At 62.8% G+C, this 20,719-nt stretch carries 19 protein-coding genes; 7 read left to right on the plus strand and 12 right to left on the minus strand.

The genetic code is table 11. The features are described 5' to 3' along the window. Positions 1-167 precede the first annotated feature (167 nt). The 9 genes from J6524_RS26480 to dnaK all read right to left on the minus strand — a co-directional run bounded on the left by J6524_RS26480 (position 168) and on the right by dnaK (position 10,920). Positions 168-1,505, minus strand: coding sequence for an HlyD family type I secretion periplasmic adaptor subunit (locus J6524_RS26480; protein WP_225676035.1), 1,338 nt, complete (start codon positions 1,503-1,505; stop codon positions 168-170). Next, on the minus strand, positions 1,502-3,187 hold the full coding sequence (locus tag J6524_RS26485) for a type I secretion system permease/ATPase (RefSeq protein ID WP_312002480.1): 1,686 nt from the start codon (positions 3,185-3,187) through the stop codon (positions 1,502-1,504). Before J6524_RS26485 ends, J6524_RS26480 begins: the two co-directional genes overlap by 4 nt. Positions 3,188-3,349: 162 nt before the next feature. Further along, positions 3,350-4,651 carry a calcium-binding protein gene (locus tag J6524_RS37460; RefSeq protein ID WP_283843353.1) on the minus strand — a complete coding sequence of 434 codons (1,302 nt, stop codon included), beginning with the start codon at positions 4,649-4,651 and terminating at the stop codon, positions 3,350-3,352. Between the two features lie 516 nt (positions 4,652-5,167). After that, positions 5,168-5,470, minus strand: coding sequence for a DUF1330 domain-containing protein (locus J6524_RS26500; RefSeq protein WP_225676038.1), 303 nt, complete (start codon positions 5,468-5,470; stop codon positions 5,168-5,170). Between the two features lie 32 nt (positions 5,471-5,502). Continuing rightward, positions 5,503-6,213: an orotidine-5'-phosphate decarboxylase gene (gene pyrF, locus J6524_RS26505; RefSeq protein WP_225676040.1), complete on the minus strand. Its 711-nt coding sequence runs from the start codon at positions 6,211-6,213 to the stop codon at positions 5,503-5,505. Positions 6,214-6,219: 6 nt separating this feature from the next. Next, entirely contained in the window at positions 6,220-6,798 is a 579-nt protein-coding gene (locus J6524_RS26510; protein WP_225676042.1) for an NADPH-dependent FMN reductase, read from the minus strand. A 136-nt stretch (positions 6,799-6,934) separates the two neighbouring features. Further along, positions 6,935-7,534, minus strand: a complete 600-nt coding sequence (locus J6524_RS26515) for a class I SAM-dependent methyltransferase (protein WP_225676044.1) — start codon at positions 7,532-7,534, stop codon at positions 6,935-6,937. Between the two features lie 208 nt (positions 7,535-7,742). After that, positions 7,743-8,876, minus strand: coding sequence for a molecular chaperone DnaJ (dnaJ, locus tag J6524_RS26520; RefSeq protein ID WP_225676046.1), 1,134 nt, complete (start codon positions 8,874-8,876; stop codon positions 7,743-7,745). A 145-nt stretch (positions 8,877-9,021) separates the two neighbouring features. Further along, positions 9,022-10,920 (minus strand): molecular chaperone DnaK, encoded by a 1,899-nt coding sequence (dnaK, locus tag J6524_RS26525; protein WP_225676048.1) that lies wholly within the window; start codon positions 10,918-10,920, stop codon positions 9,022-9,024. 553 nt (positions 10,921-11,473) lie between these two features. Here dnaK and J6524_RS26530 point away from each other — a divergent pair. The 4 genes from J6524_RS26530 (at position 11,474) to J6524_RS26545 (ending at position 14,611) form a co-directional block, all read left to right on the plus strand. Then, the gene (locus J6524_RS26530; RefSeq protein WP_225676050.1) at positions 11,474-12,427 is read left to right on the plus strand and encodes a hypothetical protein; all 954 of its coding nucleotides are present in this window, start codon (positions 11,474-11,476) and stop codon (positions 12,425-12,427) included. Between the two features lie 96 nt (positions 12,428-12,523). Next, the gene (gene pncA / locus J6524_RS26535) at positions 12,524-13,237 is read left to right on the plus strand and encodes a bifunctional nicotinamidase/pyrazinamidase (protein WP_225676052.1); all 714 of its coding nucleotides are present in this window, start codon (positions 12,524-12,526) and stop codon (positions 13,235-13,237) included. A gap of 26 nt (positions 13,238-13,263) precedes the next feature. Further along, on the plus strand, positions 13,264-14,115 hold the full coding sequence (locus J6524_RS26540; protein ID WP_225676054.1) for a helix-turn-helix domain-containing protein: 852 nt from the start codon (positions 13,264-13,266) through the stop codon (positions 14,113-14,115). A 112-nt stretch (positions 14,116-14,227) separates the two neighbouring features. After that, a complete protein-coding gene (locus J6524_RS26545) occupies positions 14,228-14,611 on the plus strand; it encodes a VOC family protein (RefSeq protein WP_225676206.1) in 384 nt (127 codons plus the stop codon). 67 nt (positions 14,612-14,678) lie between these two features. On the opposite strand, the gene grpE is transcribed toward J6524_RS26545, so the two are convergent. Together grpE and hrcA are read right to left on the minus strand one after the other, a co-directional pair. Then, positions 14,679-15,290 (minus strand): nucleotide exchange factor GrpE, encoded by a 612-nt coding sequence (gene grpE, locus J6524_RS26550; protein WP_225676056.1) that lies wholly within the window; start codon positions 15,288-15,290, stop codon positions 14,679-14,681. Between the two features lie 187 nt (positions 15,291-15,477). Beyond that, positions 15,478-16,578 (minus strand): heat-inducible transcriptional repressor HrcA, encoded by a 1,101-nt coding sequence (hrcA, locus tag J6524_RS26555; protein WP_225676058.1) that lies wholly within the window; start codon positions 16,576-16,578, stop codon positions 15,478-15,480. A gap of 157 nt (positions 16,579-16,735) precedes the next feature. Here hrcA and rph point away from each other — a divergent pair, with 157 nt between their 5' ends. Genes rph through hemW form a run of 3 tightly spaced genes read left to right on the plus strand, consistent with a single transcriptional unit; the run spans position 16,736 to position 19,252 of the window. After that, positions 16,736-17,449: a ribonuclease PH gene (rph, locus tag J6524_RS26560; protein ID WP_225676060.1), complete on the plus strand. Its 714-nt coding sequence runs from the start codon at positions 16,736-16,738 to the stop codon at positions 17,447-17,449. Between the two features lie 11 nt (positions 17,450-17,460). Continuing rightward, a complete protein-coding gene (gene rdgB / locus J6524_RS26565; protein WP_225676062.1) occupies positions 17,461-18,090 on the plus strand; it encodes an RdgB/HAM1 family non-canonical purine NTP pyrophosphatase in 630 nt (209 codons plus the stop codon). After that, positions 18,083-19,252, plus strand: a complete 1,170-nt coding sequence (gene hemW / locus J6524_RS26570; RefSeq protein WP_225676064.1) for a radical SAM family heme chaperone HemW — start codon at positions 18,083-18,085, stop codon at positions 19,250-19,252. Before rdgB ends, hemW begins: the two co-directional genes overlap by 8 nt. A gap of 25 nt (positions 19,253-19,277) precedes the next feature. Here the strand turns inward: hemW and J6524_RS26575 are convergent, their stop codons facing one another. Then, positions 19,278-20,489 carry a penicillin-binding protein activator gene (locus J6524_RS26575; RefSeq protein WP_225676066.1) on the minus strand — a complete coding sequence of 404 codons (1,212 nt, stop codon included), beginning with the start codon at positions 20,487-20,489 and terminating at the stop codon, positions 19,278-19,280. Positions 20,490-20,719: the final 230 nt, after the last annotated feature.

Below are 20,719 nucleotides of genomic sequence, written 5' to 3' on the forward strand. Positions count from 1 at the left end.
ATCTTGCTTCGCAATCCCCGCTATCTCAGGATCATCGGTGTTCTGATGAGGCACCTCGCCCACAGCGTTACTGATGTGAAGTCGGCCCTGCCTCGAGGGCAGTGGCTTGGTATTCCCATGCATGGGCGCCTCCCGCAACAAGATACACTCGGACTTCTGCCGACGGCTTAATGCTCCTTAAATGCGCGGTTTATGCGCAGTTCCATTGGCTGCAATAAATATGCGGCAAAGGTTCTTTCTCCGGTCTGTATGAATATCTCGACGGGCATCCCGGGCAATAAGGAAGAATGATACGCGGCGGTCGGCGCGTTGATATCAAGTTCCAGTTCCGCCATGTAAGACGTAACGCCAGTCTTGGCGTCAGTCAGCGCGTCTGCCGCCACGGCGACGACTTTTCCATCGAGCATGGGCCGACGACGGATATTCAACGCGTGAACTCGCACGCGCGCGGTTTGTCCGGCATAGACCTCTTCCCGATCTATTGGTTTCAATGCTGCCTCGATAACAAGGCGGTCCTCCGTCGGAACGATTTCGAGGAGTGTTTCGCGGGGCGCAAGCACGGCTCTGAGATCGCGGCTGTTAAGGCCGACGATCTTTCCGCTCTCGGGAGCATACAGTTCAGAGCGGCCAAGTTGATCGCGCAAAGCGGCGATTCGATGCCGCAGATCTCCAATCTCCTCGCTCGCCGCATGGCGATGCTTCGCGACTTCCTGGTTTTGATTGAAGCCGAGCTGTCGACGCCTGTCTTCGAGCTCCGCCATTTTGCCTCGCATCTCCGCGACCGATGACGAGTTACGGGCAATCTGTCCGCTGGCTTCGGCTTCGGCTCGCTTCAAGGCCAACAAGCGTGGTTTTCGGGCGAGGCCCTTTGCCAGGAGATAACTTGTGTCAGCTATTTCCTCTCGCAACAACGTAAGTTGTTGCTCGACGCCCTTCGTGCTGCTTTCGAGGCCGCGGATGGAGTCCGTCAGTTGCAGCATCTGCTGATCGATCATCTTGCGCTCATTCTCGATCGCAGCCAGTCGCGCGGCAAACTCCGCCTCCTGGGTTTGCATGGCAATGCGCGCGGACCCATGGCTCGCGTTTTTCTTCAGTTCGTCAGGAAACGTGATCGATTCCGCCCCGGCCTCTTCCGCCGCCAGCCGCGCCTCCATCGCCAGAACAGAAAAGTATTTCGTCTCCAGCGAGCCTAGATTTGCTTCGATCTGAGTGGTGTCGAGCCGCGCGATGAGCTGGCCGGCCTTGACCTGATCATTTTCCCTGACGTGGATTGATTTTACTATTCCTCCCTCAAGATGCTGAACTGCCTTGCGCTTCGAATGAACCTTTATGACACCCGGTGCCATAACCGCGCCGCGAAGCGGGACTGTCATCGCCCACACTCCAAAGCAGCAGAATTGCAGGACAAGCAGTACACATCCCCATCCGATGATCCGCCGCATGTCGGATCGCGGCCGTTCCTTGCGGAAAACGGCGACTGCGCGATTTTGACGTCTTTCCGTCATCGAGCAGTTCTCCCCGTGGCCAGTTTCGCAGGTTCCGTGCTGTCCCGGACCACCTGCGGCTTCGAGACGGAAGTGACAGCAGGGCGGAGAACTTCGGCAGGTGGGCCGAAACCGATCTGCACACCATCCCTCAAAAGGAGCGCAGCATCTGCGATGGTCAACAGCCCGGGCCGATGTGTGACAATGACGAGCGTCGCGCCGCGCGCTCTCGCACGCTCGATGGCGTTACACAGCGCTTGCTCGCCCTCCGGATCGAGATTGGCATTTGGTTCGTCGAGCAGGATTAACTTGCGATTGCCAAAGAAGGCGCGGGCAAGGCCGATACGCTGACGCTGACCACCGGAAAGCTTGTTGCCGTCGCGCCCTATTTCGGTCTGGTAGCCGGCGGGCAGCGCCAGGATCATCTCATGCGCCTGCGCGAGCATGGCCGCGGCAACAATGTCCTCGTCACGCGCGTGTTCGCTAAACCCGGCGATCGCTTCGGCCACGGTGCCGCCAAGAAGCTCCACGTCTTGAGGTAGATAGCCGACAAACTGGCCAAGCTGGTCAGGGTCCCAGTTGTGCAGGGCTGCGTCGTCCAGGCGGACCGTACCGCCGCTCGGTCGTTCCAGCCCTGCCATCAGGCGCAGCAAGGTCGATTTTCCGGCACCGCTCGGGCCGATCACGACGATTAGCCTGGAAGGAGGGCACCGAAAGTTTATGCCTGCGAGGATCGGACGCTGCGTCGCGGCCGTCCGATATGTCACCCGCTCGACTTCAATTCTGCCTGATGGCGACGGAAGCAGCGTGCGTCGTTCTCGAACAAGAAGTGGGGTCGCGGCAGCCTGAACTTGTGTCCAAGCCTCGCGCGCGGATGTCAGCACGCGTCGCGCCGAGATCAGACCCTCCATCGGCTGCAGCGTACGGGCGATCAGGATCGAACTGGCAATCAAACTGCCCGCCAGCACTTCGTTCTGGAGCACGAGCCAGGCGCCTGCGCCGATTGCGGCAACCTGCAAAATGGTTCTGACCATGCGCGCCGCAGCGCCGATTGCATAAACGCGCTCGCTGGCGCGAACAACTGGCGACAAGGCCTGGTCGTTGAGGTCCATGAATTCGCGGATGGCGCCTCTGGTCCAGCCCATCGCACGAACCAGAGCGGCATGGCGGACAATTCCGTCAAGCGTCGCCTGGGTCTTTTGCGCGGCCTGGGTCGCCTGCGCGATTTCGGCGCGCGCGATCCAGCGGCTCGCGATGCCCATGACGAGCAGCACTGCCGTTCCGACCAGCGCAATCAGGCCGTACCAGGGATGAAGGAGGAAGAGGATGAAAATAAAGGCCGGAAGAAACGGAGCGTCGAGCAGCGACGCAATCGCTGCGCCGGAAAGGAACGACCTCAGCTCGCGCAGCCTTACAATATCCTGCGCCCGGCCGTCGCCGCGATTGGTGGCGTCAACAATCATGCTCTCAAGCACGATGGGAACGAGGTGGCGCTCAAACCTTACCGCAAAGCGACTGAGCAACCGGCTGCGCAGGGTGTCGAACGCAGCATTGAAAACAAGAGCAATTGTGGCGATGACGGTGAGACCAACCAGGGTTTCGACACTGCCGCTGCTGATCACCCGATCGAACACCTCGATCGAGTAGAAGGGTACGACCAAGAGCAGCATGTTTATAGACACGCTGAAGGCGACGATCCACACTAGTGCGGATCGTCCCGGAATCAATCCAAGCAGCGAGCGTTGGCTAGACGCTGGGATTTCACAACGATGACGCAAGTGCATAAGTGGCCGGCACTCTCACGAACTGGGTATTGCAGAGGGCCCGGCGGGGCGGCACGGCAGCCGCCCCGCTCGAGTTTGCATCTACACGATTTCGATGAGCGTATCGCCCGCAGCTTCGTTGATGTCGTCGATCGACGTGAACGCCGTTGCACCACCCGTGATGCCATCAAGCGTGATCGTGCCGAAGCCGAAGTCGATCACCGTATTGGTGCCGTCGTCGTCGACCACGACCGTGGTCGGATCGAATCCAGCTTCGGCATCGACGTTGATCTCATCGCCGTCGGCAAAGCTGAAATCGGTGACTTCGTCGTCGCCGAAGTCGGCTCCGGTACCATCACCGAAGTTGAGCGTATCCGTTCCGGCGCCGCCAGTCAGCATATCGTCGCCGGTTCCGCCATCGAGGACATCGGCGCCATTGCCGCCGTCCAGCTCGTCGTCCCCGGCGCCGCCGTTCAAAGTGTCGGCACCAGCGCCGCCCGCCAACGTGTCGGCCCCGTCGCCGCCGTTCAGTGTATCGCTGCCATCGCCGCCGTCGAGCGTGTCGTCTCCGGCATCGCCGTCCAGCGTATCCATGCCGGCTCCGCCGCCAAGCTCATCGTCTCCGTCGCCGCCGCTCATGACGTCGTCACCATCGCCGCCGGCCATGACATCGTCGCCGGCATTGCCAAACATCGTATCGTTGCCGGCACCGCCATCCATCGTATCCGCGCCGGCGCCACCATTCATGGTGTCGTTACCGTCCTCGCCGTTCAGCGTATCGTTGCCGGCGCCTCCGTTCAGCACGTCGTCATCGGCACCGCCGTTCAACTCGTCGTTGCCCAGGCCGCCGCTGAGCGTATCGGCACCCGCGTCGCCATTCAGGACATCATCGCCGAGGCCGCCGCTCAGCTCGTCGACACCATCACCGCCGTTCAGCTCGTCATCACCGGCACCGCCACTCAGCGTGTCGTCACCAGCATCGCCAAAGAGGGTATCAGCACCGGCGTTGCCGCTGATGTCGTCGTTTCCATCGCCACCATTGATGTCGTCTTCGCCCGCGCCACCGGACAGAACATCATCGTCGGCTCCGCCGTCGATAATGTCGTCACCGGCGTTTCCATTGATCGTATCGATGCCGGCATTTCCGTTCAGCGTATCGTCTCCGGCGCCGCCATTGATCTCATCATCGCCATCACCGCCGTCGATCGTGTCGTTACCGGCATTGCCGTCCAGCGTATCGTTGCCCGCTCCTCCGTCTATTGTATCGTCACCGGGCCCACCGCTTACGTCGTCGTCGCCCTCCAATGCGGTTATCGTGTCCATGCCGGCGAGGCCGTTGATCTGGTCGTCCATTGCGGTGCCGGTAAGTGTATCGTCGCCAGGCGTTCCATTGATCAGTGCCATGGTATCTGCTCCTTACGCCAGAGCATTCGCGATGCGGGACGGCTTGCAGTCCGTCATGCACTAGCGGTGTTGTGTTGCTTCAATTTCCATCACGATCAACGTGGATTCGTCACGATCGATGTGAGGTGCGATGGCGGCAACTTGGATGAAGGCGGGGCGGAGTCACAATCCCCATCTGGGGACAAAAGAAATGTCAGGTAGACGACGTTGACGCGCAGAGCGCGCGCTCGCTAGCAGATTTGACTATGAGTCTGCTGTGACAGAAGCCGAATTCGGTCACGATCGGAAATATTCGCACATACTTTTTGATGCGTTGGGCTCGGCGAACGCGCGCGACATTAACGCCTGCCGCCGAACCCGATCACCTTGGCGCAGGCTTGAGCTATAGCGTTTTTCAGCAAAGTGGATACCGTTCGCGTGAAGAGAACGCGTTGAAACAAGATCTAGAGCTTCGGTTCTAAATCCATCAGAACCGAAGCTCTAACTACGTAGATCGCGAAGGAAAATATATCGGGTTTACGGCTGCGGGCCGTCATAGCCCTCGATGACGATGAGGTCCGCGATCGAATGCGGCTGCCGCACCTTGATGTTGGCCTGATATTCCGGTGAGTTGTAACAGGCCAGCGCTTTCTCGTAGCTGTCGAACTCGATCACGACGTTGCGCGAGCGGCTTTGGCCCTCGACTGCGGTGAACTTGCCGCCGCGTACGACATAGCGCCCGCCGAATTTTTTGAAGATCGCGAGATTGGCCGCCGCATAGGGCTTGTAGCCCTCGTCATTGTTAACGTCGACACGACCGATCCAGTACCCCTTCGCCATCTCACTCTCCTTTTCTCGTTTCACCGTTTTGATTACGTCAGCGCCTGCTTGATTTCTGCCTGAATGGCATCCGCCGCGACCTTGGGATCGGCGGCTTCCGTGATCGGCCGTCCGACCACGAGGTAATCTGCGCCGGCAGCGATTGCACGCGCCGGCGTCATGATGCGCTTCTGATCACCAGTCGCAGCGCCTGCAGGCCGAATGCCCGGCGTCACCAGGTTCATCTGGTGGCCGACGATTTTGCGCAAGCTTGCCGCCTCTTCTGGCGAGCTGACGAGGCCGTCGACGCCGAGCACCTGCGCCTGCTGCGCGCGCGCTTCGACCAGGTCGGAGACGTTGAGGCGATAGCCCGCGGCGTGGAGATCGCCGTCGTCATAGGAGGTCAGCACGGTGACGGCGAGAATCTTCAGGCCCGAGCCGGCGCGCGCCTCGACCGCGGCCTTCATGGTCTGCGGATAGGCATGCACGGTGAGGAACGTTGCGCCGAGCCTTGCGACGCTCTCGACGCCGCGCGCTACCGTATTGCCGATGTCGTGCAGCTTGAGATCGATGAAGACCTTCTTGCCTGACTTCGCCAGTTGCTGCGCCAGCGGCAGTCCGCCAGCATAGGCTAGCTGATAGCCGATCTTGTAGAAGCTGACGCTGTCGCCGAGCCGAGCGATCATCGCTTCCGCGTCCGCGACCCCGGGCAGATCGAGCGCGACGATCAGGCGGTCCTTTGCTGCGATATCGGCTGGCTGCATGTCACCTCACATCATGCGTTGGGAAACGTCGATCAACTGCCGTACCAGCGCTTTTAACGCATCGCTATCGGCTGAATTTCTCAGGCGATCCATCTCATCATAGGCGTCCTCGGCGAAGGACAGAGCGAGCTGGTTCGGGATCACCTGGGCATGACAGGCCGAGAGGATCAACCGCAGCGCAGCCAACGCGCGGGCGCCGCCGAGCCGGTTTCCGGACGCAGAGGCGATCGCGAACACCCGCCCGCGAAACACTTGGCCCCGTGTCTCATGCGGGTCCTGCACCCGGCTCACCCAGTCGATGGTGTTTTTCACCAGCGCCGGCACTGAGGAATTATATTCCGGCGTCACGATGAGCACGCCATGATGCGCCGCCATCATGCGCTTCAGGTTGACGGCATGCTTCGGCACGCCGGACTTTGCCTGCAGGTCGCCGTCATAGATCGGCAGCGGATAATCGCCGAGCGAGATGCGGGTGACGTCGACGCCTTCCTGCGCCAGCGCATGCGCGGCCACCGCAGCCAGCTTCGCATTGAGCGAGCCGGTCCGTAGCGATCCCGGGATCACGAGGATTTTCAGCGCGGACATCGTTGAATTCGTATTCGGGGCAAAGCCTGCCAACGCGAATACGCGTGGCGAGCATTTCTTCAAAATGCTCTTAGCGGATAAGTCGCGCGTATTCTATTCGCAAAAACCGGTACCCGCTTTTGCGGAATACACGGTATCAGCCCTTGCGATACACCCAGACCCGGGCGGGCGGAAGGTTCATCCAGATCCGCTCGGAAGCTTCTGTGGTCACGCCCGGCAGCGATTTCGGGATCGGCGGGGCGACCGAATAGGTGAACTGCACGAAGGGCGCACCGGGCGCCAGCGCCATGAAGGCGTCGCGGATCAATTTCAGGCGCGTCAGCATGGGCTTGGTCACGAGCGGCAGGCCGGAGACCACGGCAGAGGCAGGCGCTTCCAGCACCTCGCCCAGCGACTCGCGCAGCGCATAGGCGTCACCCTGCACCACCTTGGCCTGCGGATAACGGTCGCGCAACAGCGCGCAGAAGCCTGGATTGTACTCGACCAGCACCAGCCGCTTCTGGTCGACGCCATGCTCGATCAGCGCGTTGGTGATCGCGCCGGTGCCGGGCCCAAGTTCGATGACCGGTCCTTCAGATTCGACGTCGACATATTGCGCCATGGTGCGGGCGAGCACCTTGCTCGACGGCATCACCGCGCCCATGTGCAGCGGCTTCTCGATCCATGAACGGAGGAAGCGAACCTCGTCGTCGAGACGAGGCTTCTTCAACGCACGCACGGACGATTGCAAAGGCATGTCGCTACCAGGCGGGACCCGCTTTGAGCGGGGATGTCAGAAAACGGTCATAAACACGTATAGGTCGACGGTGGTACGGTCAAGCCAAACGGTGATGCGCCAGCCGCGCCAAAGTGCCCGCGACCGGGCAATAACACACTGTGCAAGCTGAATGAATCATGACTGACGGGGCGAGGATCACACGCTCGCCCGGCCTGTCTGGTGCGGCTCAGGAGCTGCTGGCGCGGTTGCCGAAGAAGTCCTTGACCTTGGTGAAGAAGCCCAAAGCTTCCGGCTGGGTGGCGCCGGACGACAGTTTTTCGAACTCGGCGAGCAGTTCCTGCTGCTTCTTAGTCAGATTTTGCGGCGTTTCGACCACGACCTGCACATACATGTCGCCGGTCTGACGTGAGCGGAGTACCGGCATGCCTTTTGATGCAATGCGGAAACGGCGGCCAGACTGCGTTCCCGCCGGCACTTTCACCTTGGTCTTGCCCTTGTCGATGGTCGGCACCTCGAACTCACCGCCAAGCGCGGCCGACACCATCGAGATCGGAACCCGGCAGTGCAGATCGGCACCGTCGCGCTGGAAGAATTCGTGCGTGGCCAGCGACAGGAAGATATAGAGGTCGCCGGGCGGGCCGCCGCGGATGCCGGCCTCGCCTTCGCCAGCGAGGCGAATGCGCGTGCCGTCCTCGACGCCCGGCGGGATATTGACCGACAGCGTGCGGTCGCGCGTCACGCGGCCCGTCCCTGAGCAGTTCGGGCAGGCATCCTCGATCATCTGGCCGCGGCCCTGACAGCCGGGGCAGGTCCGCTCCAGCGTGAAGAAGCCCTGCGCCTGGCGGACACGGCCGGCGCCGCCGCACATCGAGCAGGTCTTCGGCTTGGTGCCGGCCTTGGCGCCGGTGCCCGAGCAGGGTTCGCAGGTGACCGAGACCGGAATTTCGATCTGCGCGGTCTTGCCCTGGAACGCCTCTTCGAGCGTGATTTCCATGTTGTAGCGCAGGTCGGCACCGCGCTCGCGGCCGCCGCCGCGGCGCTGTCCGGCCATGCCGAACAGGTCTTCGAAAATATCCGAGAAGGAAGAGGCGAAGCCGGCGCCGAAGCCGGGGCCGCCGCCGCCCATGCCCTGCTCGAAGGCAGCATGGCCGTAGCGGTCGTAGGCGGCGCGCTTCTCGCCGTCCTTCAGCACCTCGTAAGCTTCGTTGATTTCCTTGAACTTCACTTCGCTGGTGGCATCGCCCGGATTGCGATCGGGGTGCCATTTCATCGCCAGCTTGCGAAAAGCCGCCTTGAGCTTCGAGTCGTCCGCGTTCCGATCGACTTCCAGGGTTTCGTAATAGCAGCGCTTCGTGGACATCAGTCAAACCCGCCCGAATTCGTCTTCATGCCGAAGGCACCCTCACCAGAAAAGATGCCGCCATCGGCTTAAAGAAAAATGACCCTCACCCATTGAACGCAGCGCTCGCGCTCTTTTGGATGAGGGTCATGATCGAAAGCCCGCTTTAAGCCGACTTCTTGTTCTTGTCGTCGTCGACTTCGGTGAATTCCGCATCGACGACATCATCCTTGGCGGCGTCCTTCTTGGCGTCCGCCTCGGCCTGCTGCTTGTACATGGCCTCGCCGAGCTTCATCGAAGCCTGCGCCAGCGTGTTGGTCTTGGCCTTGATGGCCTCGGCATCGTCGCCCTTCAGCGCTTCCTTCAGGTCGCTGACGGCGTCCTCGATAGCGCGGCGCTCGCTCTCGGCGACCTTCGAACCGTGCTCGGCCAGCGCCTTCTCAGTGGAATGCACCAGCGCGTCGGCATGGTTCTTGGCGTCGACGGCCTCGCGGCGCTTCTTGTCCTCGGCCGCATTGGCCTCGGCGTCCTTGACCATCTTCTCGATGTCGGATTCCGACAGGCCGCCGGACGCCTGGATCCGGATCTGCTGCTCCTTGCCGGTCGCCTTGTCCTTGGCCGAGACGTTGACGATGCCGTTCGCGTCGATGTCGAAGGTGACCTCAATCTGCGGCATGCCGCGCGGCGCCGGCGGAATGCCCATCAGGTCGAACTGCCCGAGCACCTTGTTATCGGCTGCCATTTCGCGCTCACCCTGGAAGACGCGGATGGTGACGGCGTTCTGGTTGTCCTCGGCCGTCGAGAACACCTGGCTCTTCTTGGTCGGGATCGTGGTGTTGCGGTCGATGATGCGGGTAAACACGCCGCCCAGCGTCTCGATGCCGAGCGACAGCGGGGTCACGTCGAGCAGCAGCACGTCCTTGACGTCGCCCTGCAGCACGCCAGCCTGGATCGCAGCACCGATGGCGACGACCTCGTCCGGGTTGACGCCCTTGTGCGGCTCCTTGCCAAACAGCTGCTTCACGACTTCCTGGACCTTCGGCATGCGGGTCATGCCGCCGACCAGCACCACTTCGCCGATTTCGGCGGCGGTGAGGCCTGCGTCCTTCAGTGCCTTGCGGCAGGGCTCGATGGTCTTCTGGATGAGATCATCGACCAGCGCCTCGAACTTGGCGCGAGTCAGCTTCATCGTCAGATGCTTCGGCCCGGTCTGGTCCGCCGTGATGAACGGCAGGTTGACTTCGGTCTGCGTGGTCGACGACAGCTCGATCTTGGCCTTTTCAGCGGCCTCCTTCAGGCGCTGCAGGGCAAGCTTGTCGTTGCGCAGATTGATGCCTTGCTCCTTCTGGAATTCGTCGGCGAGATAGCCGACCAGGCGCATGTCGAAGTCTTCACCGCCGAGGAAGGTATCGCCGTTGGTGGACTTCACCTCGAACACGCCGTCGCCGATTTCGAGAATGGAGACATCGAAGGTGCCGCCGCCGAGGTCGTAGACCGCGATCGTGCCGGCCTTCGCCTTGTCGAGACCGTAGGCGAGTGCGGCCGCCGTCGGCTCGTTGATGATGCGCAGCACTTCGAGACCGGCGATCTTGCCGGCGTCCTTGGTAGCCTGACGCTGGGCGTCGTTGAAATAAGCGGGGACGGTGATGACGGCCTGCTCGACCTTCTGGCCGAGATGAGCTTCCGCGGTCTCCTTCATCTTCTGGAGAATGAAGGCCGAGACCTGCGAGGGTGAATAGGTTTTGCCGTCGGCTTCGACCCAGGCGTCGCCGTTCGATGCCTTGACGATTTTGTAGGGGACGAGCTTCTTGTCCTTCTCGACCATCGGGTCTTCGTAGCGGCGGCCGATCAGGCGCTTCACCGCGAAGAACGTACGCTCGGGATTGGTCACCGCCTGGCGCTTGGCAGGCTGGCCGACGAGGCGCTCGCCGTCATCGGTGACGGCAACGATCGAAGGCGTGGTGCGCATGCCCTCGGCGTTCTCGATGACTTTCGCAGTCTTGCCATCCATTACGGCGACGCACGAATTCGTGGTGCCGAGATCGATCCCAATGACCTTTCCCATGGTCCTCATATCCTTCTTTTTGCGGCAGGTTGGCTGGGCCCTGGACGGCGCACCTAACCGAACCCCCAACGTTCAAATACTCGCGATATTGCGACGGTGAGCCTCATATAGGAGGGTGGGTTGTGCCTGCAAGGACCGAACGCAAGCTTAGGGCCTGAAAAACCTGACGTTTGAAAGATTGTGTCAGCGGCGAACCGGCCCCGGGCTCTGCGTCAAGCGCGGTTAAGAAACTGGCAAGACCCTCCATCGTCATGCCGCCAAAGTGTTGTCCGCCGATGCGGCTCATCCCGACCGCGGACCGGCGGCAAGGTGGGAGGGAGCGGTATTTGGCCGCTGCGAACGCCTCAAAAAAGCGCCCCGAGAGCGGGCAAAATGCCGACATATCGCGATGTAACGGGGGAACGGACGTCTACCCTGCCCTGTTGCACGGACGTCAAAACCGCTAAAAGCGGGCCGACTGGAACGACCCTGTCGTGCCTTGAGGCCCTCCTAAGATTCCAAGAGCTGCATCGTCCGACCTTGAACGGCCTCGATACCAACCGGTAGACCCGCTATGACGCCATTTCGATCCTTCGCTGCGGTTGCCCTGATCGTCACCGCCATCTCTTCCGCCGTTGCCGATTCCGCGTTGGCCGCCGATCCGGTCTTCCCGCCCGGCGCCAGGGTGGGCATGACGCCGCTGGTCGGTCTCAACAAGGCCAAGGCGTTCATCGGCTTCGAAACCGAGGACCGTGGCGTCAAGGTGCTGGTCGCGGACCTGCCGGCCGAGGCCTATGGCGAAGTCGCCAACGCCTTCAAGGCTAATCCGGGCGGCACCGGCGGCATCAAGCCGGAAAGCATCGAAACCGCGGCCGGGCTTGGCTACTACACGGTCGAAAACGGCAAGGATGGTACGACCAATGTGCGCCGCTATTCGATGATCCTGCCCGGCCCGAGCTTCTCCGGCTATGTCGCCATGCAGGTGCCGGAGAACGCCTCGAAGATCTATACCGACGATGCCGTGCGCCAGATGTTCGCCACCGCCGCCATTCGCACTGAGGTGCCGGTCGACGAGCAGCTTGGGCTGATGCCGTTCAAGATCAGCGAACTCTCGAGTTTCAAGAACGTGCGCACGCTGGCGCCGGGCGCGGCCCTCATTCTCTCCGACAGCGACGAGAAGAAGGGTTTTGAGATCGCACCCTTCATGATCATCGGCCTGATCGGCTCGACTGCTGCTTCGCCCGACGATCGCGGCCGCTTTGCCCAGCAGATCGCAGCCACCATCCCCGGCGTACGCGACGGCAAGATCACGATGTCCGAACCGGTCCGCATCGACGGCCAGCCCGGCTACGAGACGCGTATCGACGCCATCAGCGGCAAGGACAATACGCCTGTCACCATCGTGCAATGGCTGCGGTTCGGCTCCCAGACCTCGATGCGCATCATCGGTTCTTCGCCGCGTGATGAGTGGAGTAAGGCCTTTCCACGCTTCCGTGCGGTGCGGGACGGAATCCAGCCGCGGACCTGATCCCCACATTGGGGCCAACCCGCAATTTCGGGCTTTCGTTCGTACACACATGGAACTAGCCTTCCCTGCAGTCGGGTTCGCAAGGGGAGATGTGCTATGCTTTCTCGCAGGCTGGTTCTGACAGGTCTCGGCGCGACGTCGGTCGCTGCCTTCACGCCAGGAGCCCTCATGGCCGCACCGATCAAACCCGATGACGCGTCCGCGCTCATCGTCATCGACGTACAAAACTGTTTCCTTCCCGGCGGGAGTCTCGCGGTCAAGGACGGCGACCAGGTCATTCCCGTCATCAACCGTCTCGCCAAGGGCTTTGCCAATGTGGTGCTGACGCAGGATTGGCACACCGCGGACCATGTCTCGTTCGCGACATCGCATTCCGGCAAGAAGCCGTTCGATACCGTCGATCTTCCCTACGGAAAGCAGGTGCTGTGGCCCGATCACTGCGTGCAGGGTACCGAGGGCGCGTCGCTGTCGAAGGATCTCGCGATCCCGCATGCCGGGCTCGTTATCCGCAAGGGTTTCAACAAGAACGTCGACAGCTATTCGGCCTTTACCGAGGCCGACGGCAAGACCTCGACGGGGCTCGCCGCCTACCTGAAGGCGCGCAAGCTGAAGCGGGTGTTCCTCGCCGGTCTCGCCACCGATTATTGCGTGGCATGGAGCGCGCTCGACGCACGCAAGGCCCGCTTCGAAACCTATGTGATCGAGGACGCCTGCCGCGGCATCGACCTCCAGGGCTCGCTCGCCAAGGCCTGGGCCGACATGACCAAGGCCGGCGTCAAGCGCATCCAATCGAGCGATATCGCCGTCTAGCCTGTAACCTCATCGCGGAGATCGGGATGTCCGATCCGGCGGCCCCTTTCGCGTTCGAATTGGCCCGGCGTGCGCCGTCACAACGCACGGCGGGCCTCATCTCGGGGATGACCGGCTACCGTGAGACGGCGCGAGGCCGGTTTTTCCAGCGCGAAGCCGCAGGCCTGGTCGTGCCGCTAATCATCAGCTTCGGCACGCCGTTTCTGATCGCGCTTGGACGCGAGCCCAATGCCGCGGACCGGCAGCCAAGCTTCGCCGCCGGGCTTCATGCCGGCCCGGTCTTTATCGAGTCCGATGGCGGCGCCGAATGCGTGCAGCTGGATCTCACGCCGCTTGGCGCCTATCGCTTCTTTGGCGGCGCCGTGGTCGATCTTGCCGCGCGCATGGTCGATATCGGCGATGTGCTCGGCAGCGAAGGCCGACGGCTGCGCGAGCAGCTTGGTGCAACATCGGGCTGGCAGAACCGCTTCGATCTGATCGAGGATTTCGTTGCTGTCCGCGCCAGCCATTTGCCGTCGCCCGAGATCGAATTCGCCTATCGCCGGCTGGCACGTACCTCGGGCGGTGAACGGATCACTGCACTCGCAAGTGAGATCGGCTGGAGCCGCAAGCATCTCGTCGATCGCTTTCGATCTGAACTTGGTCTTGCGCCGAAGTCGATCGCTCGCATGATGCGCTTCCATCAGGCCTGCCGGCTTGCACGCAGCGGAACCGTGATCGGCTGGGCAGGAATTGCGGCCGAGGTCGGCTATGCCGACCAGGCGCATCTCGCCCGCGAATTCTCAGCTCTTGCCGGCGAAACACCAACGGCCTGGGCGCGGCGGCTTGCGCTGACCGACAGCCGCCTGGTGCGCCCGCTGGATGAGCCACTGCGGTAACAAATCTTCAAGCCGACATTGCCGCGCTTGGCCCATACTGGCGCAGCAGCCGCCCGCAAAGGAGTTTCCCGTGACCGAGAACAAAATCGAAGCGCCGCGCCTTTATCCGACGATGCGCTGTCGCGATGCCGAGGCCATGATCCGTTGGCTGATGGACGTGATTGGTTTCACCGAGCGCATCGTCTATCGCAAGGACGGCGCGATACAACATGCTGAGCTTGCCTATGGATCCTCGATCCTGATGCTCGGCCAGAGCCGCGACGACGAATACGGCAAGCTTGTTGGCGACATCGCTGGCCGCCGCACGGACGCGATCTACGTTGCGGTCGACGACCCGGATGCACTGCACGCCAAGGTCAAGGCCGCCGGCGCCAGAATCGAAATGGAGTTGCACAACACCGACTACGGCAGCCGCGACTTCGCCTGCCGCGATCCGGAAGGCAATCTCTGGAGTTTTGGCACTTACTGGCCAAAGACAACCGAGAAACCGATGTAAGCTAAGTTGGCATCACACCGCTGCGGAGCAGCGCCGAGGTGCTGCTCCGCGTCCAGGACGCGAGACATTAGCTTTGCTCTGAAGGAGCCGCCGCCGGCGTGGCCTTGGCGCCACCCTTCGATACGCCGACCAGTGCCGGGCGCAGTACGCGGTCACCGATCATGAAGCCGGCTTGCACGACCTGAACCACTGTCCCCGATGGGACGGACGGATCGGGCACTTCGTACATCGCCTGCTGGAAGTTGGGATCGAACTTCTCGCCCGACGGATCGAATTTCTTGACGCCGTTCTTCTCCAGCGTATTGAGCAGCGAGCGTTCGGTCAGCTCGACGCCTTCAATGAAGGCCTTGATGCCGGGATCGGCGGTCTCTTTCACGTCGGCCGGAATCGCGTCCAGCGCGCGCTGCAGATTGTCGGCGATTTCAAGAATGTCGCGCGCAAAGCCGGTGATGCCGTAGGCGCGCGCGTCGGCGACTTCCTTGGCGGTGCGCTTGCGCAGGTTTTCCATCTCCGCCAGCGTGCGCAGCATCTTGTCCCGCGCGTCAGCCGCTTCCTTCGTCAACGCCTCCACCGACCCTTCCTCGGGATCGTCGGGCATGATGTAGGGTTTCGAGACTACGGGCTCGCCGGTCTCGGCCGGTTTCAACTCATCGTCACTCGGCCCGTTGGGATCGGTCATAAGACTGCCTTCTCAAAAGTCATTGGTTCGATGGGGATTTGTTGGGCGGGATATCGTGCTTTAGGGGCCGAAAATCAAGCGTTCCATGGCGTTTTCGCGTAAGCATCCTCGCGGGCTCCGAACCGCGGGGAGAAGGCAGCGGTTCGCAGGAACATGCGTCAGAAACAATAAGGCCTCGAATCCGGCCTCAAGTCGGCCCGGTTGAGCCCAGCATCCGGCTGACGATCCTCGCGGCATAATCGACCGTCGGGATCACCCGCGCATAGTTCAACCGTGTCGGCCCGATCACGCCGAGAACGCCGACAATGCGCCCCGAGGCGTCACTGTAGGGCGCAATGATGGTGGAGGAGCCGGACAGCGAGAACAGCTTGTTCTCCGAACCGATGAAGATACGCACGCCTTCGGCGCGCTCGGCGCGGCCGAGCAGATCAATCACGCCGCGCTTGGTCTCAAGATCGTCGAACAGCGACTTAACGCGCTCGAGATCCTCCAGCGCGTGCAGATCTTCGAGCAGATTGGCGTGCCCGCGCACGATCAATTGGCGCTCCTCGTGTTCGCCGCCGGACCAGCTGGCAATGCCGGCCGCGATCACTTTCTGCGTCAGCTGATCGAGCTCGGCGCGGCTCTGCGCCAGGGCGGTTTCGAGTTCGAGTCGCGCCTCGGAAAGCGTGCGGCCGCGAATCCGCGCATTGAGGAAATTGGTCGCTTCCGTCAGCGCGGAAGGCGGAACGCCGGGCGGCAGCGTCAGCACGCGGTTTTCGACCTGACCGTCTTCGCCGACCAGCACCACCAGCGCGCGCTCCGGCTCGAGGCGCACGAATTCGATGTGCTTGAGCCGCGAGTTGGATTTAGCGGTGAGCACCACGGCGGCCGCGCGGGTCAGGCCGGAGAGTCGCGTCAGGGCCTCGCCGAGCGCCGCCTCGACCGATTGCGCGCGCCCGACCGACGCTAGCTGACTCTGGATCGATTCCCGCTCGGGCTCGGTGAGATCGCCGACCTGCATCAAGGCATCGACAAAGAAGCGCAGGCCGAGTTCGGTGGGCAGCCGGCCCGCGGAAGTATGCGGCGCGTAGATCAGGCCGAGCGCTTCGAGGTCCGACATCACGTTGCGGACGGAAGCCGGCGACAACGGCACCGCGATCAGGCGGGAGACGTTGCGCGAACCGACGGGCTCGCCGGTTGCAAGGTAGCTCTCGACGATTTGTCGAAAAATGTCGCGCGAGCGCTCGTTGAGCTGAGCCAGCCCCGCATGCGGCGCGATCAAGCCAATCGGATCGTGATGGGCCACTGTTAACTCCCTGATACCCCCTAATTTGTCGCTCCGGCGCACTGATGACAAGCGCGCTTTGCCCGCGAAATAAGCGGCCAAAACCCTTGCCGCTGCCCGCTCCCCCTCCTACAAGCACCGCAAACGAATTTTCGCTCGATTTTCGAAAGGATTTCCCATGCGGCCAAGCCGCCGTGCGCCCGATCAGCTGCGCCCCGTGTCGCTGGAACGCGGCGTCGTCAAATACGCCGAAGGTTCCTGCATGGTGAAGTTCGGCGATACCCATGTGCTGGTGACCGCCACGCTGGAGGAGCGGCTGCCGCCCTGGCTGAAGGGTCAGGGCCGCGGCTGGGTTACCGCCGAATACGGCATGCTGCCGCGCGCGACGTTGGAACGGACCCGCCGTGAGGCCGCGGCCGGCAAGCAGGGCGGCCGGACCGTCGAGATTCAGCGGCTGATCGGCCGCTCCTTGCGCGCGGCCGTCGACCTCGAGGCGCTCGGCGAGCGCCAGATTACCGTCGACTGTGACGTGATCCAGGCCGATGGCGGCACGCGTACCGCCTCGATCACCGGCGCCTGGGTGGCTCTGGCCGACTGCATCGGCTGGATGAAGGCCCGCAATATGCTGAAGACCAACGTATTGCGCGACAATGTCGCTGCGATCTCCTGCGGCATTTATCAAGGCACGCCGGTGCTCGATCTCGACTATGCCGAGGATTCCGACGCCGAGACGGACGCCAATTTCGTCATGACCGGCGATGGCCGCATCATCGAGGTGCAGGGCACCGCCGAAAAGACGCCGTTCTCGCAGGACGAGTTCCTCGCGCTGATGGAACTCGCGCGCAAGGGTGTCGCGCGCCTGGTGGACTTGCAGAAGCTGGCCGTCGCGTAGTCTGATCGCCTATGCACCGTCGAATCACCGGCAAGCTCGTGATCGCGACCCACAATCCCGGCAAGCTCGCCGAGATGCGGGAATTGCTCGCGCCGCATGGTGTCGAGGCCGTTTCCGCGGGCGAATTGGGCCTGGGCGAACCTGACGAAACCGGCGACACCTTTCGATCCAATGCGGCAATCAAGGCGATGGCGGCGGCGAAAGCCTCCCAGCTTCCGGCTTTCGCCGACGATTCCGGTCTCGTCGTCGATGCGCTCGACGGCGCGCCCGGAATCTACTCGGCGCGCTGGGCCGGGGAGGGCAAGGATTTCACCGCCGCGATGACCCGGATCGAGCGCCTGTTGCAGGAGCGCGGCGCGACCACGCCGGCGAAACGAAAGGCGCACTTCGTCTCCGCGCTGTGCGTCGCCTGGCCGGACGGCCATCTCGAAGAAGTCGAGGCGCGGGCCGATGGAACGCTGGTCTGGCCGCCACGCGGCACCGCCGGTTTCGGCTATGATCCGATGTTCCTTCCCGACGGGCACACGCGGACTTTTGGCGAGATGACCTCGATCGAAAAGCACGGCCTGCCGCCGCTTGGTCTTGGCCTGTCACACCGGGCGCGGGCCTTCGTCAAACTGGCGGAGATCTGCCTTGGCTAGCACTGAGCGCCATTACGGAAAGCGTGCCTTCGGCGTCTACGTGCACTGGCCGTTCTGCCTGTCGAAATGTCCGTATTGCGATTTCAACAGCCACGTCCGCCACGCTGCCATTGATGAAGAGAGATTCGCCCGCGCCTTTGCGCGCGAGATCGAAACCACTGCGGCACGCGCGCCTGATCGAACCGTCACCTCGATCTTTCTCGGCGGCGGCACGCCGTCGCTGATGCAGCCCCGCACCGTTGGCGTGATCCTGGATGCGATCGGCAAGCACTGGCGCGTCGCCGGCAATGTCGAGGTAACGCTGGAGGCCAATCCGACCAGCGTGGAGGCGACGCGGTTTAGCGGCTACCGCGCAGCCGGCGTCAACCGCGTCTCGCTCGGCGTCCAGGCGCTCGACGACGCCTCGCTGAAAGCGCTCGGGCGGCTCCATACCGCACGCGAGGCGCTCGATGCGGTCGCGATCGCGCGCACCGCATTCGAGCGCTACTCGTTCGACCTGATCTATGCCCGCCCGGACCAGACGCCGCGGATGTGGGCGGATGAACTGAAGCTTGCAATCGCCGAAGCCGCCGAGCATCTGTCGCTCTACCAGCTCACTATCGAGGAAGGCACGCCGTTCTTCGGCCTGCATGCCGCGGGCAAGCTGAAGACGCCGGACGAGGCAGTTGCCCGCGCGCTCTATGACGTGACCCAGGAAGTGTGCGCCGCGCATGGCCTTCCGGCCTACGAGATCTCCAACCACGCCCGCGTCGGCTCAGAGTGCCAGCATAATCTGGTGTACTGGCGCGGTGACGAATATGCCGGGATCGGCCCCGGCGCGCATGGGCGTCTCGATGTCGATGGCGGGCGCTACGCGACCGCGACCGAGAAGCGGCCCGAGGCCTGGCTGATGCGCGTGGAGGCCAAAGGCCACGGCGTCGTCACGGACGAACGCCTCAACAGCGAAGAACGCGCCGATGAATATCTGCTGATGGGATTGCGCCTCGCTGAAGGCATCGATCCCAAACGCTACGCGACGCTGTCAGGCCGCGCGCTCGATCCGAGCCGGATCGCCATTTTGCGCGACGAAGGCGCCATCATTGTCGAGTCCGATGGACGCTTGCGCGTGACCAAGGACGGTTTCCCCGTGCTCGACGCCGTCGTGGCGGATCTCGCCGCGTAAAGGTTTTGCTACAAGCGGCAGGAAGCTACGCACCAAAACTCTTCGGCGAACCGGCCACCGGCGTGCTGCCGCCGCTGGCGACCTTCATTACCGCAAGGCCGCGCTCATTGGTGCCGTCGGAGCGGAAGCGGAACAGGCCGTCGATACCGGCAAAGCCCGACGGGTTGGTCAGCGTCTCCGCCGCAAAGCGCTGGCTACCCTGCTTCGATAGCGCCGCAACCAGCGCCACCGCATCATAGGCGAGGGTCGCTGTGCGCACTGGGTCGGCGGCGAATTTGGCGCGGTAGCGGCCGGAGAAGGCGCGGAAGCCCGATGGATCCGGCGCGGCATAGAGCCCGCCCTGCAACGCCGGGCTCGCATAGACACGCGGATTGTCCCAAAGCCCGGTGCCGAGCATCTGGATGTTGCGCAGATTGGCGCCGGCTGCGGTCAGGGCATCGGCCGCTGCGACCACCGAATCGCCGTCATCGGCGATGAACAGCGCATCCGCCGAGCCCAGCGACTGCGCCACCGTCCGTGCCGCCCCTGAACGATCGGCGGCATATTTCTCGAAGGCGACGATGCGGCCCTTGCGACCGGCCGCCTGCTTGAAGGCGGCTTCCACCACATTGCCGTAGGCATTGTCCGGCAAAAGCGCCGCGAACGACCGCTTTCCGATGCTGGCGGAATAGTCGACGATCCGGTTGACGTCGGATTCGGGCAGGAAGCTGAGCAGATAGACACCGCGCCCGGCGACGCTTGAATCGGTCGAGAACGCGATCACCGAAATGCCGCGGCTGCGCGCCAGTTGCGCGGTCGCCGGCACCGAGCCGGCAAACAGCGGGCCCAGAATGATCTCAACGCCCTCGCCGAGCGCCTCCTGCGTGACCTGCTGGGCGCCCTGCGGGGTGCCGCCGTCATCCTTGATCAGGAGCTGGATGTTCGGATTCTGAAATTCCGCCAGCGCCATCTCGGCCGCGTTCTTCATCGACTGCGCGGCGACGCCGGCATTGCCGGCGGCCGAGAGCGGCAGGATTAGGCCAACCTTGACGTTGCCGGTGCCAACCGCGAGCGGCTGCTGCTGCGGCCCGGGGGGTCCCTCGGGCGCTGACGGGCCGAACGGGTTGGAAACCTGGCCACCGCTGGAGCAGGCGCCGAGCAGGGGCGCCGCGAGAATAAGTCCGACCGCCGTCCGCCGGGTCGGGCCTGAGGGGCGCGAGTCCGGGGATCCAAGCTTGCGATTGAACGGACCTTCCATTCTGTCTCTTCTCTTGACCGACCGCCGTCGGCCAGGATTCCGGCCTTCTGGGCCGAGGCACCTGAACCGCTACTGAACCCAATCTGGGATTGATGCATATTGTCGAGGATTAGTTAACCAAAACAAAAAGATTACTACCCGGCCGCGCATTGCCCGCCCCTCGGGAACCTTCGCTTGCTGCCATCACGCCAGATATGGTGCTTGACCTGCGACCCCTCTAGATTGCCGAT

It is taken from the genome of Bradyrhizobium hereditatis (assembly GCF_020329435.1).
Taxonomy (GTDB): domain Bacteria; phylum Pseudomonadota; class Alphaproteobacteria; order Rhizobiales; family Xanthobacteraceae; genus Bradyrhizobium; species Bradyrhizobium hereditatis.